Here is a 22,807-nt window from a genome sequence, read left to right as displayed (position 1 = left end):
TGCGGTGGGACCGTGCCGCAGGCCCCGCCCGGGACAGACCGCGGGCCCTTCGGCCGCACCGCGGATCGCGGCCACTTCACGTCGGTTCAGAAAGGGGTTGTTCGCATGCGACCACTCATCCGCCGGATCCCGCTCGGACAGGTCAGGACGGCCGCGGCACGCCGAGGGGCGGCGCGCCGCGGGCCGCGACGGGGGCGGACGCTCGCCCCGGCCGGCGCGCTGGCCGCGGCGGCCGTCCTGTTCGCGGGCTCCGTCGCCTCCGCGAGCCCGGCGTCGGCGGCCACCGCGCCGGCCCGTGCGCTCGCCGGCAGCTTCTGCTACGCGGGCCAGTGGACGCAGGTCCACTGGTACGTCAACCCGTTCTGGCCGATGAGCTACCGCTACACCGTCCCGTCCGGCGGCTTCGTGCGATGGCGGTTCTACTCCGGCGGGGTGCCGCCGTACTGGGAGGGGAGCTTCACCGGCTCGGCCGACATCTGGACCCCGCCCAGCCCTTACACCAGCGTCGAGTTCCTGTGCGGCGGCAACTCAACCGTCACGATCACCGGTCTGTGACGACGCCGGGCGGACATCGAGAAGAGGAGACCAGTGTGACGATCCGGCACCGGCGGCTCCCGCCGATCCGCGCCGCGCTCACCATGGCGGTGCTGGGGGCCGCCTTCCTGGCGGCGCTCCCGTCCCCTCCGGCCCAGGCCATGGCCGACCCGCTGACCCGCTGCCGGGAGAACCAGCGGACGGACTGGTACCAGGAGACCAACGTGCTCGGCAACGGCGGCGGCAGCCTGCCCGCCGGGACCGACCCGCCCAACGTGCTGCTGCCCGGGGACGCGTTCGTGGTGCGCCCCCTCCTGGGGGACCGCGCGCAGTTCGGGGTGTTCGGGCCGTACTACGGCCCGGACGGGAACCTGGCCACCGCGCCGGGCGGCTGGCCGTACCCCGGCCTCTTCCAGTACTCCGAGATCCTGAGGTTCAACAACAACCCGGCGGGCTGGGTCAGGGCGCCGGCGCAGGCGACGGCCTTCCAGGGGTGCCAGGTCTGGACCGAGGGGCTGCCCGTCCGCCTGCTGTTCGGCGTCAACGACCCGCAGACCTGGGACAACGGCGGCCAGTGGGCCACGTCGCTGTCGATCTGGCGCGCCTAACCCCGGTCCGGGATGGAAAGGCGGGGCGGACGGGCCGCCGTCCGCCCCGCCCGTCAGGTGAGAGCGGCCGGGAGTCGGGTGAGGTCGTGGCAGGCGATGGCGGCGGCGGCGACCACGTTGAGGGAGTCGACGCCGAGGTCCATCGCGGCGGGACTCATGGGGATGCGCACCGCCTCGTCCGCCTCGCGCAGCCAGCGGGAGGACAGGCCGTCGCCCTCGGAGCCGAGGAGCAGCGCCACCCGGCCGCCGACGGCGGCGGCCTCCAGCGGCGTGGCCGAAAGGTCCGGGGTGAGCGCCAGGGTGCGGAACCCCGCCTCGCGGAGCTCGGCGAGGCCGGCGTGCCAGTTGGTCATGCGGGCGTACGGGACGGCGAACACCGCGCCCATGGAGACCTTCACCGAGCGCCGGTACAGCGGGTCGGCACAGCGCGGCGACAGGATGACGGCCTCGACGCCGAGTGCGGCGGCGCACCGGAAGATGGCGCCCACGTTGCCGTGATCGACCAGGTCCTCAAGAACGAGCACCCGCCGCGGGAGTCCGCCTTCCCGCTGCGTGCCCGTGCCCGAGGCGGGCGGCGGAGTCGGGGGCCCGGTGGACGGCGACGGAGTCGGCGCCGGAGGCTCGGTGAACGGCGACGGAGTCGAGGCTGGAGGCCTGGTGGGCGGCGATGGAGTCGGGGCTGGGGGCCTGGGGGGCGGCGCGGGGGTGAAGCGGGGGTCGCCCGGGGCGGTGAACCGGCCGGCGAGCAGGTCGCTCACGGCGGGGAGCTCCAGGCGGGCCATGGAGGCGAGCGCCCCGCGGTGCACGGCGAAGCCGGCGATGCCGCCCATCACCTCCTCCGACACCAGGTAGACGCGGGCCTCGCCCAGCACGTCGGCCAGCCCGGCGAGCCACCTCGGGGTGGTGAGCACCGACCTGACCGGGTATCCGGCCGCGACGGCCCGCCGGATGACCTTCTCGCCCTCGGCCATGAACAGGCCGCGCTCGGCCTCCAGGCTCTTGCGCAGCTCGACGTCGCGCAGGCGCACATAGTCGGCCAGCCGGGGGTCGGCGGGGTCCTCCACGGTGATGAGCTCAGGCACGCGTCAAGCGTATGACCCGCGCGAGCTGCCACAGCAGGGCGTAGACGGTCAGCACCGCGCACAGCCCCACGACCAGGCCGACGCCCGTCTTGGCGAGCACGCCGGCCCAGCCGTACTGGGGGTTCGGCGGGTCGACGAAGGTCCACAGGGCGGCCGCGCAGCACGCGCCGCCGGCCGCGCCGGTGAGCACGCCCCACCGCGCACGCGCCGTGAGCTCCGGCCGTCCCTCGACCTCCGCTCGCGCCGTGAGCTCCGGCCGTCCCTCGACCTCCGCCCGCGCCGTGAGCTCCGGCCGTCCCTCGACTCCCGCCCGCCCAGTGTGCCGCGGCCGCACGCCGACCGGCCCCAAGCCGGGGGCCTCGGGCCGGGGGGCGTTGCGGGCGGCGCGCAGGTAGCGCAGCACCCACCAGACGGTCAGCGCGAGGCCGAGCACGGAGGAGGCGTACTGCGCCACCTGGGCGCCGTTCAGCCAGCCGACCACCGGCGCGGTCATCCATGCCCAGCCCCAGAGCGCGGCTCCCCACTCGTGGGTGAAGGAGTCCCACAGGACGTGCGTGGCCGCGCCCGCCGCCGCGCCGAGCGCTATGGCGGGGAAGCGCCGCCAGGCCGGTCCGGGCAGCGCGGCGACGCGCGCGGCCAAACGGGGGGGCAGCAGCGCGGTCAGCGGGTCGCGCAGGACGAACTGCAGCAGCGCCAGCAGGACGAAGACCGCGGCGACGTCGTCGGTGACCACCCCGGCCGGCGAGTGCCACCGGCTGTAGTTCGACAGGTAGGGCAGGAACATCGGCAGGTCGGGGACCATCGCCCCCACGCCGAGCGCCCAGGGATCGAGCACCTTGCGCACCCGCGGCGAGCCGATCAACGGGATGACCACGGCGACGTGGGCGGGGGTGAAGGGCAATGGGATCTCCTCCATGGACGGCCCGCCGGCCGCCCATGGCCGCGCGCCGACGACGGCAGGGCACTGTGTGTAACCGATAGACTACGCAGTGCTGTCGGATCGGCTTTCAGGTGATCGGGGGCCATGGTGCCAGATCCGGGTACGCGGGCGCGTCCCTCGGCCGCGCCGCAGTTCCTGCGCGACGCGCGGCTGGCCAGGCGGCTGTCGGTCGCGACGCTTGTCTGGCTCGGCGCCGAGAGCTCCCTCGGCCTGGCGGCGGGGCTGTCGGCCCACTCGGTGGCGCTCATCGGCTGGGGCTGGGCGTCCCTGGTCGAGGCACTGGCGAGCCTCATCGTCATCTGGCGCTTCACCGGGCGCCGGCTCCACTCGGCCACCGCCGAGTCGCGCGCGCAGCGGGCCGTGGCGGTCAGCTTCTGGGTGCTCGCGCCCTATCTCCTGGCCCACGTGGCCTATGACCTTCGCGAGGGTCAGCGGCCGGCGTCCACGGCGCTGGGCATCGCCGTCACCACGATCAGCCTGGTCAGCATGCCGCTGCTCGGGCTGGCCAAGCGGCGGCTCGGCGCGCGCCTGGGCTCGGCGGCCACCGCCGGCGAGGGCACGCAGAACATGCTGTGCGCCCTGCTGGCCGCGGGGGTGCTGGCGGGGCTGACCGCCACCTCCCTCGGCTGGTGGTGGCTCGACCCGGCCGTCGCCGTCGCGCTGGCCGCGGTGGCGGTGCGCGAGGGCGGCAGGGCCTGGCGCGGCCATTGCTGCCGCCACTGAACGATGACCACGGCGAGCCGGAGGCCCTGAGCGCGCAGCGCGGCGGCCACCAGCGGCGCGGTGCCCGGGTCGGCGAGGGCCCGGCAGACCCGTCCCGCGATGGCGACCTCGCGCACGCAGTCGGACTCCCAGAGGGCGCGGCGCACCTCGTCCGGGCAGCCGGGGTGGTCGGCCTCGATCAGCAGCAGATCGGGCCGCCGCTCCGCCGCCCCCCGTCCGGTGGGCCCCGCCAGGGCCGTCACCTCCGGTGTGGCACGTGCCTCGACGAGCGTCGACACGAGTGTCACCCCCTGCCCCGGGCCGCCCCCGGCCCCCTACGGCTCCGCGACCGAGCACCAGAAATCGCGATATACCGTGACACGATACATCGCGTTCGCGCGACGTCAAGATGTATCGCGAAATACGGGCATCAACCACCGGATTGTGCCCCGAATCCGGTCATCGCCGCAGCAAAAGATCGGTTTTGCCGGTATAAAGCTTGACGCTATGGTTCCGTAAGCATTACCCGACATCTCCCTATATGGTCGCTGCGAAGCGCGCCACCGTACCCCTGAAGATCGACACCTAAGAGGACATCGTGGGTGGACGCCACCGGACAGACGAGCTTGAGGGCGGCTACAACCCTTATCACGAGCCGTCAGGCCGCCGCCGGGGGGGCCGGGGCAAGGTGCTGGTTCCTCTGGCGGGCGCCGTCGCGCTCGCCGTACTGCTGGGCGTCGCCGCCTATGTGATCATGAGCCGCGACAAGGCCTGCGGCGACGGCACGGTCGCGCTCAAGGTGGTGGCCTCCCCCGACATCGAGCCGGCGATCAGCAAGATCGCCGCCGCCTACAACAAGAAGGCCGCTCCGGCGGACGGCGCGTCCTGCGTGCAGGTCGCGGTCTCCGGCAGCGACCCCGCGGGGGTCACCAACGCCCTGGCCGGCACCGGGGCGACCACCGGCAAGTTCGACGGCGACGTGTGGATCCCGGACTCCAGCCTGTGGGTCGCCAGGCTGCGCTCCAGCCCCAAGGGCGAGGGCATCCCCGAGCCCACCGGCTCCGTCGCCCGCTCCCCGGTGGTGCTGGCCGCGCCCAAGCCCGTGGTCGAGAAGCTGCGCAGCGCCTTCGGCGAGCCGAGCTGGAGCGGGCTGATGTCGGCGGCCAACGCCGCGACGCCCGACGGCCTCGGCCGCAAGATCCGCGTGCTGCCGCTGGACCCCACGCTCAACGCCGCGGGGATGAGCGCCCTGCTGGCCGGGTCCGGAGTGCTCCAGGCGTCCGGCGCGGGCGAGGACCAACTGGTGGGCGTGCTCAGGCAACTGTCGGAGAACGCGGTGAACTCGCCGGGCAACATGTTCGCCAGCATGGCCAAGCCGTCCTCCCGTGCCCCGATCGGCATCGCCTCCGAGCAGGAGATCTGGTCCAACAACGACAAGAGCAAGCCCGGCGAGGTCGTGGCGCTCTATCCGGCCGAGGGCACGATCAGCCTCGACTACCCGGTCGTCGTGACCGCGAAGGACGAGCAGAAGCGGCAGGCCGCCAAGGAGTTCACCGCCGCGCTGACCGCCGCCGACGCCAAGAAGACCATCCGCGAGTACGGCTTCCGCACGCCCGACGGCAAGGCCGGCGGCGCCATCAGCCAGGCCAACGGGCTGAACCCGGCGACCCCGCGGTCCCTGAAGATCCCGGACGCGGCCACGGTGACGCGGCTGTCGCAGGCGTGGTCCCGGCTGAAGCTGGGCGGCAGGCTGCTGGCCCTGCTGGACATCTCGGGCACCATGGCGCTGCCCGCGGTGGGCGCGCCGGGCGACCGCATGCGGCTGATCGCCCAGACGGCCATCGAGGGCCTGAAGCTCTTCCCCGACAAGACCGAGGTCGGCACCTGGGTGTTCTCCACCAACCTCAACGGCAAGGGCGTCGACTACCGCGAGGCCGTGCCGGTGGGGCCGCTCGGGGCCAAGGTGAACGGCGCCACCCGACGCGAGGTGGTCTCGCAGTCGCTCCAGCAGATCAAGGCCAAGCCGACCGGCGACACCGGCCTCAACGACACGCTGGCCGCCGCCTACGACAAGATGAAGGCCGAGTACGAGGCCGACAAGATCAACACGATCCTCGTCTTCACCGACGGCGTCGGCAACGACGACCCCGAGGGCGGCATCAGCAACGCGGCGATACTCAAGAAGCTGCGGCAGGAGTTCGACCAGACCCAGCCGATCAGCATCATCATCGTGGCGCTCGGCGCCGACGACGCGGCGGGCCGGCGGCAGATGCAGGCCATCGCCAAGGCCACCCAGGGCCAGGCGTTCTTCCCCAACAACGCCCTGGAGATCCGCAAGGTGTTCCTGGAGGGCATCTCCCGGCGCCTGTGCGCCCCCCGTTGCGGCACCGGCGGGGGCGGCTCGCAGTAGGAGCGGCGCGGACGGCCCATGCGCCCGGCACCGGTCCTTGAGATCCGGAGCCGGGCGTTCGCCGTTGATCCCTCGCGACGTCCGCCGTCCGGACCACCGCCGCGGTCTCCCGGACGACCGCCGGCGGGCCGGCCTCCCGGCATCCGGCTGCGACATGTGCGCTTCCGGGACGGCCGCCGCCGCTTCGCCGTCCCGCGGCCGTGCGGGGCCGATCCGAAACGCCCGCGCGGGCGGTCGTCCGAAACGCCGTGCCGTCACGTTTCGTCAGCGGATTCGCCACCGAGGGTGAGGGATCTTCACCCCCTCTCACGCAGACGTCACACTGGTTCCAGCAGACTCCTCAATCCCTATTTTCCCAGGTCATACCCGATGATTATTGTTTATTTCCGGGTGAACCCTCTGAAGGAAGCGGACGTCCTACGCGTGTGGGCCTGGCGCGGGCAGGGGAAATTCTCGCGATCGTGCGTGACCGCAAGCCAGGTACCCGTCCTGCGGGGGAGGAAGATTCGTGCCCGGATGGCCGAGCGTCGGCCGTGCCGACGACCAGCGACTGGTGGAACGTCTGCGCCAGGCGGACAGCCGCGCGGCGGACGGTCTCTACGACGCCTATGCCGACCGACTGAACGACTATGCCCATTCACTGCTGCGCGACATCGACGCCGCCGCCGACTCCGTCCACGACGCGATCGTCACCGCCCACGGCCGCATCGGCGTCCTGCGTGAGCCGGCCCGCCTGCGAGCCTGGCTGTACGCGCTGACGCGCTACCAGTGCGGCACCCGCCGCGGCCGAACCCCCGCGCACGGCACCGACACCGAGCAGTACCTGCCGGGGGACGAGGAGGACCCCGAGCTGGCGGAGATCGTGCGGGAGTCCCTGGACGAGCTCGCGCCCAAGGACCGCGACGCGCTGGTGCTGGGCGTGCGGCACGGGCTGGCCGCCTCCGACATCGGCGCCGTGCTCGGGCTCACCTCGCGCCAGGCCGGAACGCGCCTGGAGCGGGCCCGCGACCACCTGGAGAACGCGGCGGCCGCCGTGGTCCTGGCCAGGAGCGGGCGTGCGCACTGCCCCGACCTGTCGGCCCTGCTGGACTCCATCGAGGGGCCGCTGCCGCAGCAGCTGCGGCGGCGCATCACCCGGCACATCATCGGCTGCAAGGAGTGCACCGAGGGCCGCCGCCGCCGGGTGTCGGCCGAGCGGCTGCTGGACTCGGTGCCGGTGGCCTTCCCACCCCTGTCACTGCGGCGGCGGGTCGCGGAGTCGTGCGCCCGGCCGCGGCACGACGAGGCGCGCACGGCGATCATGACGCTCGCCGACGGGTTCGACAAGAACGGCTTCCCCCCGGCGGCGGCGGCCGAGCGCCGGCTGCGCGCGGAGCGGCGGGGCGGCAGGGACGAGCGGCGCGCCGCCGCCGACCAGGCCGCCGAGACCCCTTTCTACGGCATGGGCGTCGCCCACGCCGAGACCCCCCGGCACGGCATGGCGGGGGAACAGGACGGGACGGGCGTGGGCTCGGGGAGGTCCGGGCGCGGCCCGGCGCGCAGGCGCGGTGCGCCGGTCACGCGCAGGGCCTCCCGCAGGTCCACGCCCGTCTTCGCCACCATCGCCTGCGTGCTGGTGGCGACCGGGGCGATGGTCGTCGCGACCGGACAGGACGCCTCCCACCCCGGCGGCACGACCCCGACGTTGCGCTTCCCGAGCCGCACCCCCGGCGAGCTGCAGATCAGCTACGGCCCGGAGCCGACCGACGAGGCGACCTCCGCCGGGCCCTCCCCCACGTCGTCCTCGCGGACCCGTCCGACGCCGACGCCGACGCTGGCGCCGCAGGCGCGCACGTCGGCCGCCGCGCCGGCGGCCACGTCGTCGAGCGCGCCCCCCTCGCGCACGCCTACGCCCCGGCCGCCCTCCCCTGCCGCCCGGCTCGTGGTCTCCTGCCCGGGGGCCTTCGGCGGGAAGGACGCGGGTGAGATCCTCATCTCCGCGCGCAACGCGAGTGTGTCCTGGACGGCCGCCGCGACCGGCGCGCTGTCGGTCTCCCCGGCGTCGGGCACGCTCAAGGCGGGGGTCAAGCAGCGGGTCTCGGTCGTGGTCTCGGCTCCGGAGGAGGACGGCAAAGGCGCCGTGACCTTGCAATCCGCGGCCGGCGCGGCGACATGCGCGATCTCGTGGGAGGCCCAGGACCCGCCGCCCGCCTCCGATCCGCCGCCCGACCAGCAGCCCACGTCGGACCCGTCTCCGACGGAGACCGCGAGCGAGCAGGCCACCACCGAGGCCACCTGATTCCGGCACCGAGTCCACACTTGGGGCGAACGGATAGTACCGTGTGAATACCCCCAAGTCCCTACAGTCACGGCGGTCTCGGGGGCAACAGTCATTGGCGCGGCCGGTCCTTTGATCGGCCGCGCTATGGTTCTTGCCCTGGGCCTTGTAAACCCGTGGCAGGGTTGGGGCGTCGGCATTGACGTCGGCGTGGCGTGGTTGGTCCTATGAAGAGACCGATCATCCAAGCCTTTTGGTCGGTCTTGACCAGCGGAGCCAGGAGAGAATGCGTAGGAGAAGGACAGTGCTCACATGGGTGCTGGCGATCGCGTGTGCGGCGGGGGCGGTCATCGCGCTCGCCGATGTTCGCACACCGGCACGCGTGGTCCTGGTCCCGCTCTTCCTACTCGTGGTCCCGGGAGCGTCGGTCGTCGGACTGTTGCGTGATCGTGACCCTCTCGCGGCACTAACGGTGGGCGCCGCCGCGAGTCTCGTTGTAAACGTCTTACTAGCCGAGGCCATGCTCATGTTCGACGCGTGGTCCTCCCGCGCGGGTGTGGCCACCGTCGCGGTGCTCGGCGGATTCATGTGGGTGCTTCGGTCTCTGTACCGGGGGAACGGCAACGTGCGCACCGAACAGGGGGCCGGGTCAAGGTGAAGGTCACGGTCGTTCGGCCTGGAGAACTAGGGGACGCCGAACTCACCCGATGGCGCGAACTCCAGCGCGCCACGCCATCGCTCGACAATCCTTTCCTTTCCGTGGAGTTCACGCTGGCCCTGAGCCGGTTGCGCTCCTATGTCCGGGTCGCCGTCATCGAGGACGGCGGCAAGGTGGCGGGCTTCCTGCCGTTCGAAAGGCACGCCTTCGGCATCGGCAAGCCCCTCGGAAGCTGGCTGACCACCTGTCACGGCCTGATCTCCGTGCCCGGCCTCGACATCTCCGCCCGCGAGATCCTGCGCGCGACGGGGCTGTCGGTGTTCGACTTCGACCACATGGTCGCCGGGCAGCCCACGTGGGCGCCGCACGAGTCCGCGGTGCGCCCGGTGCCGATGATGGACCTCACCGGCGGCTACGACGCCTACATCGACCATGTGCGGACGAACTCTCCCAAGAACTACAAAACGGTCCGCTACAAGGAGCGCAAGCTCGCACGCGAGCACGGCGACATCCGCCTCGAATGGTGCGCCACCGATCCCGAGTCGATGCGCACGCTGACCGGCTGGAAGTCCGACCAGTACCGCCGGACGGGCCGGGTCGACCGGTTCGCCCAGCCGTGGATCGTCCAGCTCCTGGACGAGATGCACGCCATGGACACTCCGTCGTTCGGCGGGGTGCTCACCATGCTGTACGCCGGCGACACCCCCGTGGCCGGCCACTTCGGCCTGCGCACCCACCACACGCTGGTCGGCTGGTTCCCCGCCTACGACACCGAGTTCGCCCGGTACTCCCCCGGGATCATGCACCACCTGCACATGGCCGAGCAGGCCGCCTCCCACGGTCTGGGCCAGGTCGACATGGGCAAGGGGGGCCGGGAGTACAAGGGCTGGCTGAAGAACGACGTCATCCACGTCTCCGAAGGCCGGGTCTCCCGTCCGTCGGCGGCGGCGGCCGTCCACTGGATGGGCCGGACGCCGGTGAACAAGGCCCGCAACATCGTGGTCGACCGCCCCTCGCTCTACCGGCTGGCCGACAGGCTGCTGAAAGGCTTCGGGCGGGTGCGCACATCCCTCCAGCCGGAGTCCGTCGAGAAGGAACCCTCGGGGGCGCGCTGACGGCTAGCTCCCCCTCCCAAGCACAGCACAGCACACCGCACACCCTCTACTGCTCTGACCGGGACGGAGAAACCCCTCTCCGTCCAGTCGCGCCGGTCCTGTTGGCAGTCGCCGCCGATGTCAGACCGCCCGGAAGGACATCCCTCGAAAATGAGTCCCGAGATCACCAAGCACAACGGGAAATCTCAGCTTCATACGCTGAGGCCACTGCCGACAGTGGACCGTTTCACACCTCTCACTCCCCACCTGGCCATTTCGCCGACGGTGAGCGTGGTCGTACCGGCCATGAACGAGGCGGAGAACCTTCCGCACGTTTTCGCCACGCTTCCGCACTGGATCGACGAGGTCATCCTCGTGGACGGCAACTCCACCGATGACACCGTCGCCGTCGCGCGGCGTCTGCGCCCGAACCTCCGCGTCGTGCATCAGCGCGGCAAGGGCAAGGGCGACGCTCTGCGCACCGGTTTCGCCGAGGCCACCGGCGACATCATCGTCATGATCGACGCCGACGGCTCGACCGACGGCCGCGAGATCATCCACTTCGTGGGCGCCCTGGTCACCGGCGCCGACTTCGTCAAGGGCTCGCGCTACGCCAGCGGAGGCGGCAGCGACGACCTCACGCTGAGCCGCCGCCTGGGCAACAGCGTCCTGCGCTCGCTGGTCAACCGGATCTACGGCACCCGGTACACCGACCTGTGCTACGGCTACAACGCCTTCTGGGCACGCCACCTGGACGTCCTGGACCTCGACTGCGAAGGCTTCGAGGTCGAGACCCTGCTCAACATCCGGGCGGCCAAGGCGGGCCTGCGCGTGCACGAGGTGCCGAGCCACGAACGCAACCGCATTCACGGCGAGAGCAACCTGCGCGTCGTGCGGGACGGCTGGCGCGTGCTCAAGACCATCGTCCGCGAGTGGCGGCGCCCGGTCATCGACATCCCTCCCGCGGCGGCCGCCCAGCAGCCCGCCGCCGACCAGGGCGCGGCATAACGGTATGAACATCTCCGTCGTCATCTGCGTCTACACCGAGGAGCGGTGGGACGACATCAGGGCCGCCGTGCAGTCGGTGCGCAGCCAGAGACGCCAGCCGTACGAACTGATCCTGGTCGTCGACTACAACCCCGAGCTGCACCTGCGGCTCAAGCGGGAGTACGCCGACGCGATCGTCGTGGAGAACACCCACGCGCGGGGCCTGTCCGGCGGCAAGAACACCGGGGTGGCCACCGCCACCGGTGACGTCGTGGCGTTCCTGGACGACGACGCGGTCGCGGACGCCGACTGGCTCGCGGCCTTCGAGGAGACGATGTCGGAGCGGCCCGCCGGCTCCGGAACGGTCGTGGGGGTCGGCGGGCTCACCAAGCCCCTGTGGGACACCGGTGAGCGGCCGCGGTGGTTCCCCGAGGAGTTCGACTGGACCATCGGGTGCACCTACCGCGGCCTGCCCGCCGAACGCAAGCCGATCCGCAACGTGATGGGCGGCAACGCCGCCTTCATCCGGGAGGTCGTGGGCGAGGTCGGAGGCTTCCACTCCGGCATCGGCCGCAGCGTCCAGGGCCGTAAGAGCCGCCCGCTGGGCTGCGAGGAGACCGAGTTCTGCATCCGGCTCTCCCAGCGCAGGCCGGGCTCGATCATGATGTTCGAGCCGCGGGCGGTCATCGGCCACCGCGTGCCCGCGTCCCGGGCGACCTTCCGCTACTTCCGGTCCCGGTGCTACGCGGAAGGCCTGTCCAAGGCGCTGGTCTCCCAGAGCGTGGGCGCCGGGGACGGGCTGTCCAGCGAGCGCGCCCACGCCGTCAAGACGCTGCCGCGCGGCGTCCTGCGCGGCGTGGCCGACGCCCTGCGGGGCGACCCCGCCGGGCTGGCCAGGGCCGGCGCCATCGTCGCCGGCCTCGCCTGGACCACGTGGGGGTACGCCGTGGGCTCCGCGCGGCTGCGCGTGCGCGGTGACCGGGCCGGACGAACCATCGACCACGAACGGTGACCACCATGCGCGTGCCGATCCTGATGTACCACTCGGTGACCGACCGTCCGAACAGCGCGACCCGCCCGCTCGCGGTCCGCCCGTCGGTGTTCGAGTCCCAGATGACCTACCTGAAGGACCGTGGGTTCACGCCGTTGACGCTAGGCGACCTGGTCGCCACCTTGTACGGCACGGGCGGCGCGCCGGTGCCCGAGCGTCCCGTGGTCGTCACCTTCGACGACGGGTACGCCGACTTCCACGGCGAGGCCCTGCCGATCCTCGAACGGCTCGGCTTCCCCGCGACGGTCTTCCTCACCAGCGGATGGGTCGGCGACGCGGGGAGCGACGCCGCGGGCCGCCCGCTGGACAAGATGCTGACCTGGAGCCAGGCCCGCGAGGCCGCCTCCTGCGGCGTCGAGATCGCCGGGCACAGCCACAGCCACCCGCAGCTCGACCAGTTACCGGAGGCCGCCCTGCGCCAGGAGCTGCGCCGCAACAAGGCCCTGCTGGAGGACAAGGTGGGGCGGCCGGTCGCCACGATGGCCTACCCCTACGGCTACTCCTCCGCGCGTGTGCGCAAGGAGGTGCGCAAGGCCGGCTACTGGGCGGCCTGCGCCGTGGCCAACGCGCTGGCCTGCGACGCCGACGACGTCATGGCGCTGCCGCGCCTGACCGTGGGCCGCTCCACGACGATGAACCGCTTCCGGCGGGCCGTCGAGGGGCGCGGCGTGCCGATCATCTACATGAAGGAACACGCGCTGACCAAGGGGTACGCCGTGGTGCGCCGCACCAGGTACGGCCTGCGCCACGTGGTCGGGCGTGAGTGAAGTAGCCGCGGGGAAGACGCCGCGCGTCGATGAGGGGGGTGACGCGACCATGAAGACGACAGTGACCGGCGACAGGCCGGAGGCGACGGACGCCGATGAGGCCGCCGGGAGATTGACCGTCCTGTGGCGGCGGCTCCTTCACGACCTGCGCAACCCGCTGTTCCTCAACGGCTACGCGCTGATGGCCAACACCGGCGTGACCGCGGTGCTCGGCATGGGCTACTGGCTGCTGGCGGCCCGGCTGTACTCGCCGGAGGACTTCGGGCGCAGCCAGGCGCTGATCACCGCGATGCGGCTGTTCGCCGGGCTCACGGCGCTCGGGCTGACCGGCGCGCTCGCCCGGTTCATCCCCGTGGCCGGCCGGCGCACCGGCGGGCTCATCGGCCGCGGCTACCTCATCTCCACGCTGACGGCCGTCGTGGCCGCGGGCGCGTTCCTGCTGACCCTGCCGTTCTGGGGAGAGAACTACTCCACGCTGGCCGGCGTCGGCCCCGGCCTGTTCTTCCTGGCCTCGGTGGCCATCTGGTCGGTGTTCACCCTGCAGGACGTGGCGCTCGCCGGCATGCGCAAGGCCGTCTGGGTGCCGGTGAACAGCTTCAGCTTCGGCCTGGTCAAGATGGGCCTGCTGGTGGTCCTGGCCGGCGCCCTGCCCGACGACGGCATCTACGTCTCGTGGGTGGTCCCGACCGCGCTGGCGCTCATCCCGATCAACATCCTCATCTTCGGCGTGCTGGTGCCGCGCCACGCCAAGCTGGCACCGGCCGGCTCGCGCCCGCCCCGGCTGCGCGAGATCGGCCGCTTCCTCGCCGGGGACTACCCCGGGGCGTTCTCGATCCTCGCCATCGTGTACTTCCTGCCGGTGTACGTCGCCTCGCGGGTCAACGGCGAGATGTTCGGGTACTTCTCCATCCCGCAGACCCTGGGGGCGATGATCGAGCTGCTGGCCATCAACATGGCCACCTCGCTCACCGTCGAAGGGTCCGGCGACCGCTCGATGCTGGCCGCCAACTGCCGCCAGGCGCTGCGGCGCGCGTACATGATCATCATACCGGTGGTGGCGGTGACCGTCGTGGCCGCTCCGCTGATCCTGGCGGTGTTCGGGCCGGGCTTCGCCGAGCACGGGGCGCCGCTGCTGCGGCTGATGGCCGTCGCCGTGCTGCCCCGCGTGCTGATCGAGATCTACCTGAGCGGGCTGCGCGCCCGCAGCGACGCCCGCACGCTCGCCGTCGTGCAGATCGGCCTGGCGGTGCTGGTGCTGTCGTCCTCGGTCATCCTGCTGCCGGTGACGGGCATCACCTCGGTCGGGTACGGGCTGCTGTTCAGCGAGGTGCTGGTCGCCCTGCTGATCCTCCCGGGGCTGCGCCGGATACTCGGCGGCTCGGCGACGCCGCGGTCATCGAGCGCGCGGGAGGCGTCCGAGACCGCATCATGGTCCACGTGAGGCAACGGACAGGCGACGAGGTGACAGAGGACACGGCGACGAAGATCGCCACCCCGGCGGACGACGACGCCCTCGACCCCGCGAACGATCCGGACACCGGTCACCCCGCACACCAGAACGCAGGCGCGGAGGCCGACGACGCAGGCCCCGAGGCCGACCTGGAGGCCGAGCAGCCCCTCGACGCCGCCGACCGCCCGGACGCCGGCGATCCCGGCGCCGGGATCGCCGCCCGGGACGCCGAGGACGATCTCGACGCCGAGGCCACCGACACCGAGGCCACCGACGCCGAGGACGGTTCGGACGCCGAGGCCACCGGGCCCGAGGAGGGTTCGGACGGCGAGGCCACCGGGCCCGAGGAGGGTCCGGACGGCGAGGACGCTCTCGACGCGGAGGACGGTCCGGGCACGGAGGAGGCTCCCGACGCGGAGGACGACTCCGACGTCACCTCTGAGTTCACCCGGCCGGTGGCCCTGCCGATCGACCGCGCCCCCGCGCCCGCGGACACCGCCGAAGCCGGTGACAGCGACGACGACGCCGGCGCCGCCGAGCCTGGTGACACCGACGACACCGGCGACGCCGAGCGCGCGGACGACGACGCCATGGGCGGGGACGACGACGTCGACGACGCCGATGTGACCCAGGTGCTGCAACTGCCCGTCCAGCCCACCCCGTCCCGCGTTGCCAAGGACGCCACCGAGGACGCCGGCACGGCGCGGGACACGGCGAGCGCCGACGCCCACACCGAGGCCCCGTCGGACGACGACGGGGACGACGATGGGGACGACACCGCCCACTCCGATGACGAGCTCGCCGTGGTGCCGGCCGGGGAACCGGTCGACCAGGACGTCACGCAGGTGATCCCGCTGCCGCTGCCGGCCTCGCGCCCGCGGCCGGTCGCGCGGGCCGTCCAGGCGCCGCCCGCGCCCGAGGAGCCGCTTCGGCTGGACGACAGGGCCAAGGCTGCGGCGGGCCGGACGGACGCCCCAGACGACCCGGACGACCCCGACGACCCGGACGACCCCGACGACTCGGACGACCCCGACGACTCGGACGAGTCCGATGACCCCGACACGACTCCGGCCGTCCCGCAGGCCGCGCCCGGGACTCCCCTCAAGCTCTCCGCCGCGACCGCGTCGGGGGCGGTTCCGTCCGGGGTCGCCGTGGCGGAGGCGGTGGAGGCGGGCGACCGGGCGGAGCCGCGGGTGTCGCGGCTGGCGGCGAGCGTGGCGTCGTGGCTGCCGCCGCTGCTGACCCTCGAAGGTCTGGTCATGTACGTGCTGGCGCTGCGGGTGCCGCACGGGGCCATGCGCGGCGTCGACCTCGACCGGATCAACGGGCTCGGCCTGATCTCGGTGCTGCCGGTCACGGCCTTCGCCGCGATCGCCCTCATCATCGTCTCGTTCTTCGTGACGCTGACCCAGAACACCGACCGCAAGGGCCTGCTGCTGTTCCAGCTCGCCGCGGTCACCTTCACCCTGCACGGGGCGGCGGCGCTGGTCGAGGCCGAGCCGCGCTTCCCCACGGCCTGGGTGCACGCGGGCTTCGCCGAGTACATCGGACGGGCGGGCGAGGCGCTGCCAGGGCTGGACGCCCGCTTCGCCTGGCCGGGATTCTTCGCGCTGTTCGGGTTCGTTCTGCGCGCCGCCGGGGTGGAGGATCCTTCGACGGTGCTGCAGTGGACGCCGCTGGTGTCCAACCTGCTCTATCTGCTGCCGTTCGTGCTGATCCTTCGGCAGATCGTGGCGACCACCCGGGCCCGCTGGTTCGCGGCGCTGCTGTTCATCCTGGTGCAGTGGATCGGGCAGGACTATTTCTCCCCGCAGGGCTTCACCTTCGCGCTGTACCTGGTGTTCGTCGCCGTCCTGATGCGCTGGTTCGGCCGCGCGGAGCCCAGGACGGCGCCGCTGCCTCCCAAGGGTCTTCTGCGGCGCACGCTGGCCCGGCTCGACCGGCTCACGCCCGGGGAGCTGCCGGCCAGGCCGACGACGGTGACCGACCGGGTGGTGCTGCTGACGCTGCTGGTCGGGCTGTTCTTCGCCACCACGGCGACCCACCAGATCACGCCGTTCATGATGATGGGCGCGCTGACGGGGCTCATCCTGCTGCGCCGCAGCGCCCTGTCCCTGGCGCTGCCGGTGTTCTTCGGGCTGATCGTGATCGCCTGGATCAACTACCAGGCGACGCCGTTCTGGAGCGGCCGCATCGACGAGCTGTTCGGCGGCATCGGCAAGATCTTCGCCAACCTGCAGGAGAACACCGGCGACCGGCTGGTGGGCACCGACGCGCAGCACGGCATCGTGCTGAAGGTGCGGCTCGGGATCTGCGGGGTGATCCTGCTGTTCGCGGCCGTCGGGCTGCTGCGCCGGCTGCGGCGCGGCGTCGGCGACCGGGCGGCGGCGGTGCTGCTGTGCGTGCCCACGCTGGCACTCGGCCTGCAGAGCTACGGCGGCGAGATCGGCCTGCGGGTCTACATGTTCGCCCTGCCCGCGGCGTGCATCCTGGGCGCGTACGCGTTCTTCCCGAACCTGCCCGCGCACACCACCGACGCCCGCGAGGGCGAGACGGTGCCGATCCGCCGCCGCACCATGCGGTACGCGCCGGGGACGACGCGGCGGGTCTCGGCGGTGCTGGCGGCGGTGACCGCCCTGGCGCTGGCGGGCGCGTTCCTGGTGGCGCGGTACGGCAACGAGAAGTTCGAGCGGGTCACCACGGGCGAGGCCGCGGCGATGCACTACGTGTACGCCCACGACCGGCCGAGCGCGCGGCTGCTGTACCTGGTGCCGATCCTCGGCGAGGAGGTCACGCCGACCATCCCGTGGCGCGAGCGCGACATCGACCGGGTCGAGTACGACCAGGCGCTCGTCACCAAGGATCCCGCCGACCTGGCCGGGGTGCTGACGGCGCTGCGCGGCAAGGCCCCGAACACGTTCCTGATCACCACGCGGGGCCAGGCGGCGTATCTGGAGCTGAACGAGGGCTTCCCCCCGGAGTGGGGCGAGCGGTTCCGCGCGGCACTGGACGCCTCGACCAAGCTCAAGCGCGTGTACGCCAACCAGGACGCCGCCATCTACACCCTGCGCACCTATCCGAAGGGGTCGGAGATCCCGCCGCCGGCTCCGGTGACGATGGTGGGCGACCGCTCGACGCCGTGGACGCCGTTCGGGCTCGTGGCGCTGGCGCTGGCCGTCTCGACGCTGTTCGCGGCGGAGCTCGCGCGGCTGCGGGGCACCGAGCGGGCCGCGCGCGGGCGGCGCAAACTAATGATCATCGGCCTGCTGATGACCGCCGCCGCCCTCGCCGTCATCGTGGAGCGCTTCCTGACCCTGACCTCCGGCTGACCGCGGGGCGGCCCGGGGTCACCGGCCGCGGTCGCTCCACTTGACGTCGTAGGGGGCGAGCTCGAACGACTTGCCGTCGACGGTGACCGTCAGGGCGGTGGGCGCGGTGTTCACCATGACCAACTGCCGGTCGACGGCGAGCACCTGGACGCGCGGGTCGGAGACGCTCAGGTCGACCAGCTCGGCGCCGGCGGGGAACCACCGGGTGAAGCCGCTGAGCAGGCCGGCCATGGGCATCTCGTCGCCCACGCCCGGCGTCCACAGACAGCCGGGGCAGTCGTCGCCGGCCTTGCGCTGCGGGCTCCAGTACAGGGCGCTGGCCGTGCCGCTCCTGGCGAACTCCATCATGGCCACGGCCTGCACCGCCGAGCGGTGCTGCTCGTCCCAGTCGATGTTGTCGGGGGCGATGTACCACTCGGCCCACCAGACGGGCAGATCGCCGCCGCGCTGCCGCAGCCACGCGGTGACGGCGGAGAACTTCTTGAGCGCGGTGAACTCGTCGGGGACCAGCCCGCGGTCGTTGGTGGCCGAGGAGCCGTCGACGACGATGAAGTCGGCGCCCTTCTTGTGCGTGAGCCAGTAGTCGATGCTGGCGAGGTTCCTGCGGTCGACGGCGCCCCAGGGGCCGCGCAGGGTGGAGGCGTTGGCGCTGCTGACGTGGCTGTCGATCGGGATGTACGGGCCGCCGACCTGGATCTTCGGGTTGACGGCCTTGAGCGCGTCGTACACCCGGTTGTACAGGTCGGTGTAGGCCTCGACGTCCCAGTCGTTGTGGGCGTCGTCCCAGAACCCCTTGAACTCGTTCCACACCATGTAGTGGGTCACGGTCGGGTAGCGCCGGGCCACGGTGGCGGCGAGCTCGGCGTAGTCCTCGAAGTGGTCGCGCTCCGGCGCCATCTCGATCTTGCTCCAGTTGGTGCGCCCCTCGGACCCGCCCTTCATCCAGTCGGGGGCGCAGCACAGCGTGAGCACGGGCTGGGACTTGGTCGCGGCCATCAGCTTGACGCGGCGGTCGAGGTCGCGGAAGTCGTACTTGCCGGGCGCGGGCTCGGGGTTGCCGGCGCCCCAGCCCATGATGTGCTGGTTCTCCACCATGGGGACGCGGGCGAACAGGTCGGCCACCTTGGAGCGGACCTCGTCGCTCTCGTTGTCGGCGCTGTACTGGGTGTGGGTCACGCCCCACCGCGGCCAGCTGTCCACCACCGGCGGCTGCTCGAGGCTGGGCGGCGGCTCGGGGGTGGCGAGGATGGTGGCCGCGACGCCGTCGGACCGCCCGCCGCCGCGCTGGGCGGCGATGGCCAGGAGCCCGGCCACCAGGGCGAGGGCGAGGACGCCGGCGCCGATGGCGATGGGCCCTCGCGGGATGTAACGACGCCGAGCATGCCGGCCACTGCTCTCCAACACTCCGTCACCGTATCCGCTCACGCTTGCAGGACCCTTGAATGCTCCCACCGCGCGAGCGCCCGTGGGCGCCGTCCGCCATGGTGCTCATGGCTCGCCCACTTACCACCAGACACGCCCATAACCCTTTTAACGCCGCAAGTATCACTCTAAGTGTTGTTCCAAGAATCAAGCAGCATAAGGTGTCAACGGCTTGTTTAAAGGGGTATAAAAGCCGCGACCGAGGATTTGAGGGGGCACAGTGGCCCAGGCATGGCTGCCCGTCGCCAGTCGAATTCCCGCTCTCGAGGACGCAGGGCCGATGGCCGGAGGCGCGCCCCGGGTGGTCTGGTTCATTTGGCCGACCGACCCCCAACGGGTGTCGGCCAAATCGGTGGCCCAGCGGCTCGTCCAGATCTCCCGACCGGCCCATCTGGTGTGGAACCCCGTCACCGGGCAGATCATCCAGTCACTCCCGCCCACCAGGGCGGCCTGCGGGCTGCCGGGCGCGCTCAACCGGCAGGGACGGGTGTGCGTCCAGATCCGCGTGCTCGGATCGGTGGAGGAGCCGTTCACCGAGAGCAAGATGGACGGGCTGGACGACATCCTGTCGTGGCTGGACTCCTGGGCGGTGCCGCGCCGGTGGCCCGCCGGCCCTCCCCTGCCCTACCCCCTGTCGGTGGCGGCGCAGGGCAGTCCGCGAGTGTGGGCCAGGGGCGGCCACTTCGGCGCCTCGCAGGTGCCCGGCGCCTCCGAGGGGGACCCGGGGGCGATCGACGTGCACCGCATCGTCGGCGAGCCGCCCGCGAGCCTCGACGTCCCGCGCCCGCGCGAGGGCGGTGTGAACGGCGCCGGCAGGATCGGCGCCGATGGGCGCGACGTGGAGCGCGATCGCTACCAGCATTCCCCAATCGCACCGTGATACGATCTTTATCGCCCTATTACATGGCAGGCACCAAGCTGGGTAGAAGGTGTAGGCGCCGTCTCAACACCACAGGGATCACCCCAGTAGGAGCCCATGCGCGTAACCGTCGTCCATCCCAGGGAACTCGGTCCCTCAGAGACGGCCCGCTGGCGGGCTCTGCAGGCCGCCGACCCCGCACTCGACAGCCCCTTCCTCTCGCCCGAGTTCACGATCGAGACGGGCCGGGTGCGCGAGCAGGCGCGGGTGGCCGTCCTCACCGACGGCGCCGACATCGTGGGCTTCTTCCCCTTCGAGCGCCACCAGTTCGGCATCGGCATGCCGGTGGCCGCCGGGCTCACCGACGCCCAGGGCATGGTCCACGCCAAGGACATCGACCTCGACCCGAACGAGCTGATGAAGGCCTGCGGGCTGGCGGTGTTCGAGTTCGACCACCTGCTGGCCGGCCAGCCGCTGGTGCCCGCCAAGCACACTCGGCACCCCTCGCCCGTCATCGACCTGTCCGACGGCTACGCGGCCTACGTCGAGACGCTCAAGCAGGTGTCCGGCAAGACCTACAAGTCCACCGCGTACAAGACGCGCAAGCTCCAGCGCGACTTCGGCCCGATGCGCCACGACTTCGGCGTCACCGACGAGGCCGTCCTGCGCACGCTGCTCGACTGGAAGACCGACCAGTACCGCCGCACCGGCCGCACCGACCGCTTCGCGCGGCCGTGGATCGTGCGCCTGGTGGAGAGCCTGCTGCACATCGACACCGAGCACTTCGGCGGGCAGCTCGACATGGTGTACGTCGACGGCCGGCCGGTCGCCGGGCACTTCGGGCTGCGCACCAAGACGACCCTCGCCGGCTGGTTCCCGGCCTACGACCCGGCCTACGCCAAGTACTCCCCCGGCCTGATCCACCACCTGGCGATGGCCGAGCGCGCCGCCGAGGCCGGCATCCGCCTCATCGACATGGGCCGCGGCGAGAAGGAGTACAAGGACAAGCTGAAGACCGGCGAGCTGTGGGTCACCGAGGGCCGTGTCGCCCGGCCGACTCCGGGGGCCGGAGTTCACTGGCTCGTCCGCGTGCCCGTCCGTAAGGCCCGTGGAACGGTCCTCGCCAACTCGGTGCTCCGCGAGACCGCGGACCTGGCGCTGAAGACCTACGGCAGGATCCGCACCACCATCGCCTCGTGACCCGCTCCGCGTCCGCGCGTCGTCCCTGATGACCGGCGTCCACACGGGGCTCGCCGTGTAACAGGCGCCCGCCCAGCCGGGTAACGGGCCCGCATAGATGGGGTAACCGCCCGGCTCCCATGCGCTACCTTTCTGCTTTGCCGGACCTGGTCCAGGCACCACCAGGCGGCGGAAAGAGGGAGCAGTGAGTCCCGAAAGACATCTCGCGACGCGCACGGGGCGCGAGACCGTGTACCTGCCGTCCAACCGGCTCGGTCTGTACCTGGCCCTGCGGCACTGGTGCACACCCGGGCAGCGGCTGCTGATGTCCCCGATCTCGGCCGACGAGATCCTCTTCCTGGTCCTGGCCGCCGGGCTCATCCCGGTCATCGCGCCGGTCTCGGTCCTGGACGGCAACATCGAGCTGGCCCGGGTGCTGCTGGGCGCCGTGGACGCCGTGCTCACCACCAACCTGTACGGCCTGCCCGATGACGTGCTCGGCATGACCGGCCTGCTGGTGATCGAGGACGTCGCCCACGCGGCCGAGACGTCGGTGGACGGCCGGCCGCTCGGCACGTTCGGCGTGGCCGGGGTCTTCAGCATGTCCAAGCACGCGGGGGCGGGGTCGGGGGGCGTGCTCGCCGTGGACAGCCCGGCCGACCGGCGCGAGCTGGAGCGCGAGCGCGACCTGCTGCTCCAGCCGGGCGCCCTGCGCAGGGACCTGCTCGGCGTCGCCACCTCCGCCGCCCGCCGCACCGCCCTGCGCCTGGACATGGCCCGCCCCGCCATGCGGCTGGCCCGCGTTCTGGGCCTGCAGGAGCCGCGCCAGGGCTACCGCATCGCCCTGCGTCCCCAGGAGCTCGCCGCGACGCTCGCGGGCGGGCACGGCCTGCCGGCGTTCGACGCGTGGGTCCGCGCCGACCTGCACGACTACCGCGGCTCCCGCGGCGCCGTCGCCCGGTGGTACCAGGGGCGGCGGCTCGCGCGCCTGCCCAAGGAGCGGGCGGCGCGGCTGGCGGGCGTCGCCCGGCTGGCCGAGCTGCCGACGGCCGCCGCCGGGGTCCGCGCCCAGGTCGACCAGCCGCTGTTCCGCGTCCCGTTGCTCGTCGCCGACCGCGACGGCGCCATCGCCGCGCTGGAGCGCCGCGGGGTGCCCACCGGTTACCTCTACGACCCGCCGTACGACGACTACGCCGAGGGGTTCGTCGAGCCGCCGCCGGAGCGCGAGACGGCGCGCTGGTGGGCGCGGCACGTGCTGCCGGTCGACCCGCTGTACGCCGGGCGCGCGCTGCCGGTGGTCGAGTCGCTGCTCCCGGCTCCGCCCCCGCCGGGCGACCACCTGCTCCCCCGCGCCGCCTGACTCCCGTCCCCTGGCTCCCGTCCTCTGCCGCCCGCCCCCCGGCCGCACGCGGCTCCGGCCCCGCGCCCGTCGCCTCCCCCGTCCGGCGCGGCCGTAGCCGGCGGCCGTGGTCAACGGC

Annotated in this window: 18 protein-coding genes; 15 read left to right on the top strand and 3 right to left on the bottom strand. The window is 72.4% G+C overall.

Features of this window, described 5'->3' with window-relative positions; translation table 11 throughout:
- Positions 1-105: 105 nt before the first annotated feature.
- Together ABZU32_RS33645 and ABZU32_RS33640 are read left to right on the top strand one after the other, a co-directional pair.
- Positions 106-555, top strand: a complete 450-nt coding sequence (locus tag ABZU32_RS33645; protein WP_354928737.1) for a hypothetical protein — start codon at positions 106-108, stop codon at positions 553-555.
- 35 nt (positions 556-590) lie between these two features.
- Positions 591-1,142, top strand: coding sequence for a hypothetical protein (locus ABZU32_RS33640; RefSeq protein ID WP_354928734.1), 552 nt, complete (start codon positions 591-593; stop codon positions 1,140-1,142).
- A gap of 53 nt (positions 1,143-1,195) precedes the next feature.
- Here ABZU32_RS33640 and ABZU32_RS33635 read toward each other — a convergent pair whose 3' ends face one another.
- Both ABZU32_RS33635 and ABZU32_RS33630 read right to left on the bottom strand, forming a co-directional pair.
- The gene (locus ABZU32_RS33635; RefSeq protein WP_354928731.1) at positions 1,196-2,224 is read right to left on the bottom strand and encodes an RNA methyltransferase; all 1,029 of its coding nucleotides are present in this window, start codon (positions 2,222-2,224) and stop codon (positions 1,196-1,198) included.
- Positions 2,217-3,125 (bottom strand): DUF4184 family protein, encoded by a 909-nt coding sequence (locus tag ABZU32_RS33630; protein ID WP_354928728.1) that lies wholly within the window; start codon positions 3,123-3,125, stop codon positions 2,217-2,219. The genes ABZU32_RS33635 and ABZU32_RS33630 overlap by 8 nt, the downstream gene beginning before the upstream one ends.
- 123 nt (positions 3,126-3,248) lie before the next feature.
- On the opposite strand from ABZU32_RS33630, the gene ABZU32_RS33625 reads away from it, so the two are divergent.
- The 10 genes from ABZU32_RS33625 (at position 3,249) to ABZU32_RS33580 (ending at position 17,869) form a co-directional block, all read left to right on the top strand.
- Positions 3,249-3,887, top strand: a complete 639-nt coding sequence (locus tag ABZU32_RS33625) for a hypothetical protein (RefSeq protein WP_354840885.1) — start codon at positions 3,249-3,251, stop codon at positions 3,885-3,887.
- Between the two features lie 667 nt (positions 3,888-4,554).
- A complete protein-coding gene (locus tag ABZU32_RS33620; protein ID WP_354928725.1) occupies positions 4,555-6,276 on the top strand; it encodes a substrate-binding and VWA domain-containing protein in 1,722 nt (573 codons plus the stop codon).
- A 508-nt stretch (positions 6,277-6,784) separates the two neighbouring features.
- Positions 6,785-8,554 carry a sigma factor-like helix-turn-helix DNA-binding protein gene (locus ABZU32_RS33615; RefSeq protein WP_354928722.1) on the top strand — a complete coding sequence of 590 codons (1,770 nt, stop codon included), beginning with the start codon at positions 6,785-6,787 and terminating at the stop codon, positions 8,552-8,554.
- A 283-nt stretch (positions 8,555-8,837) separates the two neighbouring features.
- A complete protein-coding gene (locus ABZU32_RS33610) occupies positions 8,838-9,191 on the top strand; it encodes a hypothetical protein (RefSeq protein ID WP_354928719.1) in 354 nt (117 codons plus the stop codon).
- Between the two features lie 101 nt (positions 9,192-9,292).
- A complete protein-coding gene (locus ABZU32_RS33605; RefSeq protein ID WP_354928716.1) occupies positions 9,293-10,306 on the top strand; it encodes a GNAT family N-acetyltransferase in 1,014 nt (337 codons plus the stop codon).
- A gap of 264 nt (positions 10,307-10,570) precedes the next feature.
- A complete protein-coding gene (locus ABZU32_RS33600) occupies positions 10,571-11,293 on the top strand; it encodes a glycosyltransferase family 2 protein (RefSeq protein WP_354928713.1) in 723 nt (240 codons plus the stop codon).
- 4 nt (positions 11,294-11,297) lie between these two features.
- Positions 11,298-12,284: a glycosyltransferase gene (locus ABZU32_RS33595; RefSeq protein ID WP_354840867.1), complete on the top strand. Its 987-nt coding sequence runs from the start codon at positions 11,298-11,300 to the stop codon at positions 12,282-12,284.
- A 5-nt stretch (positions 12,285-12,289) separates the two neighbouring features.
- Positions 12,290-13,090, top strand: coding sequence for a polysaccharide deacetylase family protein (locus ABZU32_RS33590; RefSeq protein WP_354928710.1), 801 nt, complete (start codon positions 12,290-12,292; stop codon positions 13,088-13,090).
- A gap of 49 nt (positions 13,091-13,139) precedes the next feature.
- Positions 13,140-14,531 (top strand): hypothetical protein, encoded by a 1,392-nt coding sequence (locus ABZU32_RS33585; protein WP_354928707.1) that lies wholly within the window; start codon positions 13,140-13,142, stop codon positions 14,529-14,531.
- Positions 14,528-17,869: a hypothetical protein gene (locus tag ABZU32_RS33580; protein WP_354928704.1), complete on the top strand. Its 3,342-nt coding sequence runs from the start codon at positions 14,528-14,530 to the stop codon at positions 17,867-17,869. Before ABZU32_RS33585 ends, ABZU32_RS33580 begins: the two co-directional genes overlap by 4 nt.
- A gap of 18 nt (positions 17,870-17,887) precedes the next feature.
- Here ABZU32_RS33580 and ABZU32_RS33575 read toward each other — a convergent pair whose 3' ends face one another.
- On the bottom strand, positions 17,888-19,273 hold the full coding sequence (locus ABZU32_RS33575) for a xylan 1,4-beta-xylosidase (RefSeq protein ID WP_354928701.1): 1,386 nt from the start codon (positions 19,271-19,273) through the stop codon (positions 17,888-17,890).
- A 319-nt stretch (positions 19,274-19,592) separates the two neighbouring features.
- On the opposite strand from ABZU32_RS33575, the gene ABZU32_RS33570 reads away from it, so the two are divergent.
- From ABZU32_RS33570 to ABZU32_RS33560, 3 genes are all read left to right on the top strand, one after another.
- Positions 19,593-20,171, top strand: coding sequence for a hypothetical protein (locus tag ABZU32_RS33570; protein ID WP_354928698.1), 579 nt, complete (start codon positions 19,593-19,595; stop codon positions 20,169-20,171).
- Between the two features lie 96 nt (positions 20,172-20,267).
- The gene (locus ABZU32_RS33565; protein WP_354928695.1) at positions 20,268-21,350 is read left to right on the top strand and encodes a GNAT family N-acetyltransferase; all 1,083 of its coding nucleotides are present in this window, start codon (positions 20,268-20,270) and stop codon (positions 21,348-21,350) included.
- A gap of 184 nt (positions 21,351-21,534) precedes the next feature.
- Complete coding sequence (locus ABZU32_RS33560; protein WP_354928692.1) at positions 21,535-22,689, top strand: DegT/DnrJ/EryC1/StrS family aminotransferase; 1,155 nt, start codon at positions 21,535-21,537, stop codon at positions 22,687-22,689.
- Positions 22,690-22,807 lie beyond the last annotated feature (118 nt).

This window comes from Sphaerisporangium sp. NPDC005288, from assembly GCF_040607475.1.
GTDB lineage: Bacteria > Actinomycetota > Actinomycetes > Streptosporangiales > Streptosporangiaceae > Sphaerisporangium > Sphaerisporangium rhizosphaerae.
The sequence above is the reverse complement of the archived record's forward strand: the minus strand, read 5'-3'. Positions and strand labels throughout refer to the sequence as shown.

Bases quoted from the DNA above. Each gene is read 5' to 3' on its own strand.
- ABZU32_RS33645 (WP_354928737.1), top strand. From the start codon at position 106: ATGCGACCACTCATCCGCCGGATCCCGCTCGGACAGGTCAGGACGGCC.
- ABZU32_RS33625 (WP_354840885.1), top strand. From the start codon at position 3,249: ATGGTGCCAGATCCGGGTACGCGGGCGCGTCCCTCGGCCGCGCCGCAG.
- ABZU32_RS33595 (WP_354840867.1), top strand. From the start codon at position 11,298: ATGAACATCTCCGTCGTCATCTGCGTCTACACCGAGGAGCGGTGGGAC.
- ABZU32_RS33590 (WP_354928710.1), top strand. From the start codon at position 12,290: ATGCGCGTGCCGATCCTGATGTACCACTCGGTGACCGACCGTCCGAAC.
- ABZU32_RS33585 (WP_354928707.1), top strand. From the start codon at position 13,140: ATGAAGACGACAGTGACCGGCGACAGGCCGGAGGCGACGGACGCCGAT.
- ABZU32_RS33565 (WP_354928695.1), top strand. From the start codon at position 20,268: ATGCGCGTAACCGTCGTCCATCCCAGGGAACTCGGTCCCTCAGAGACG.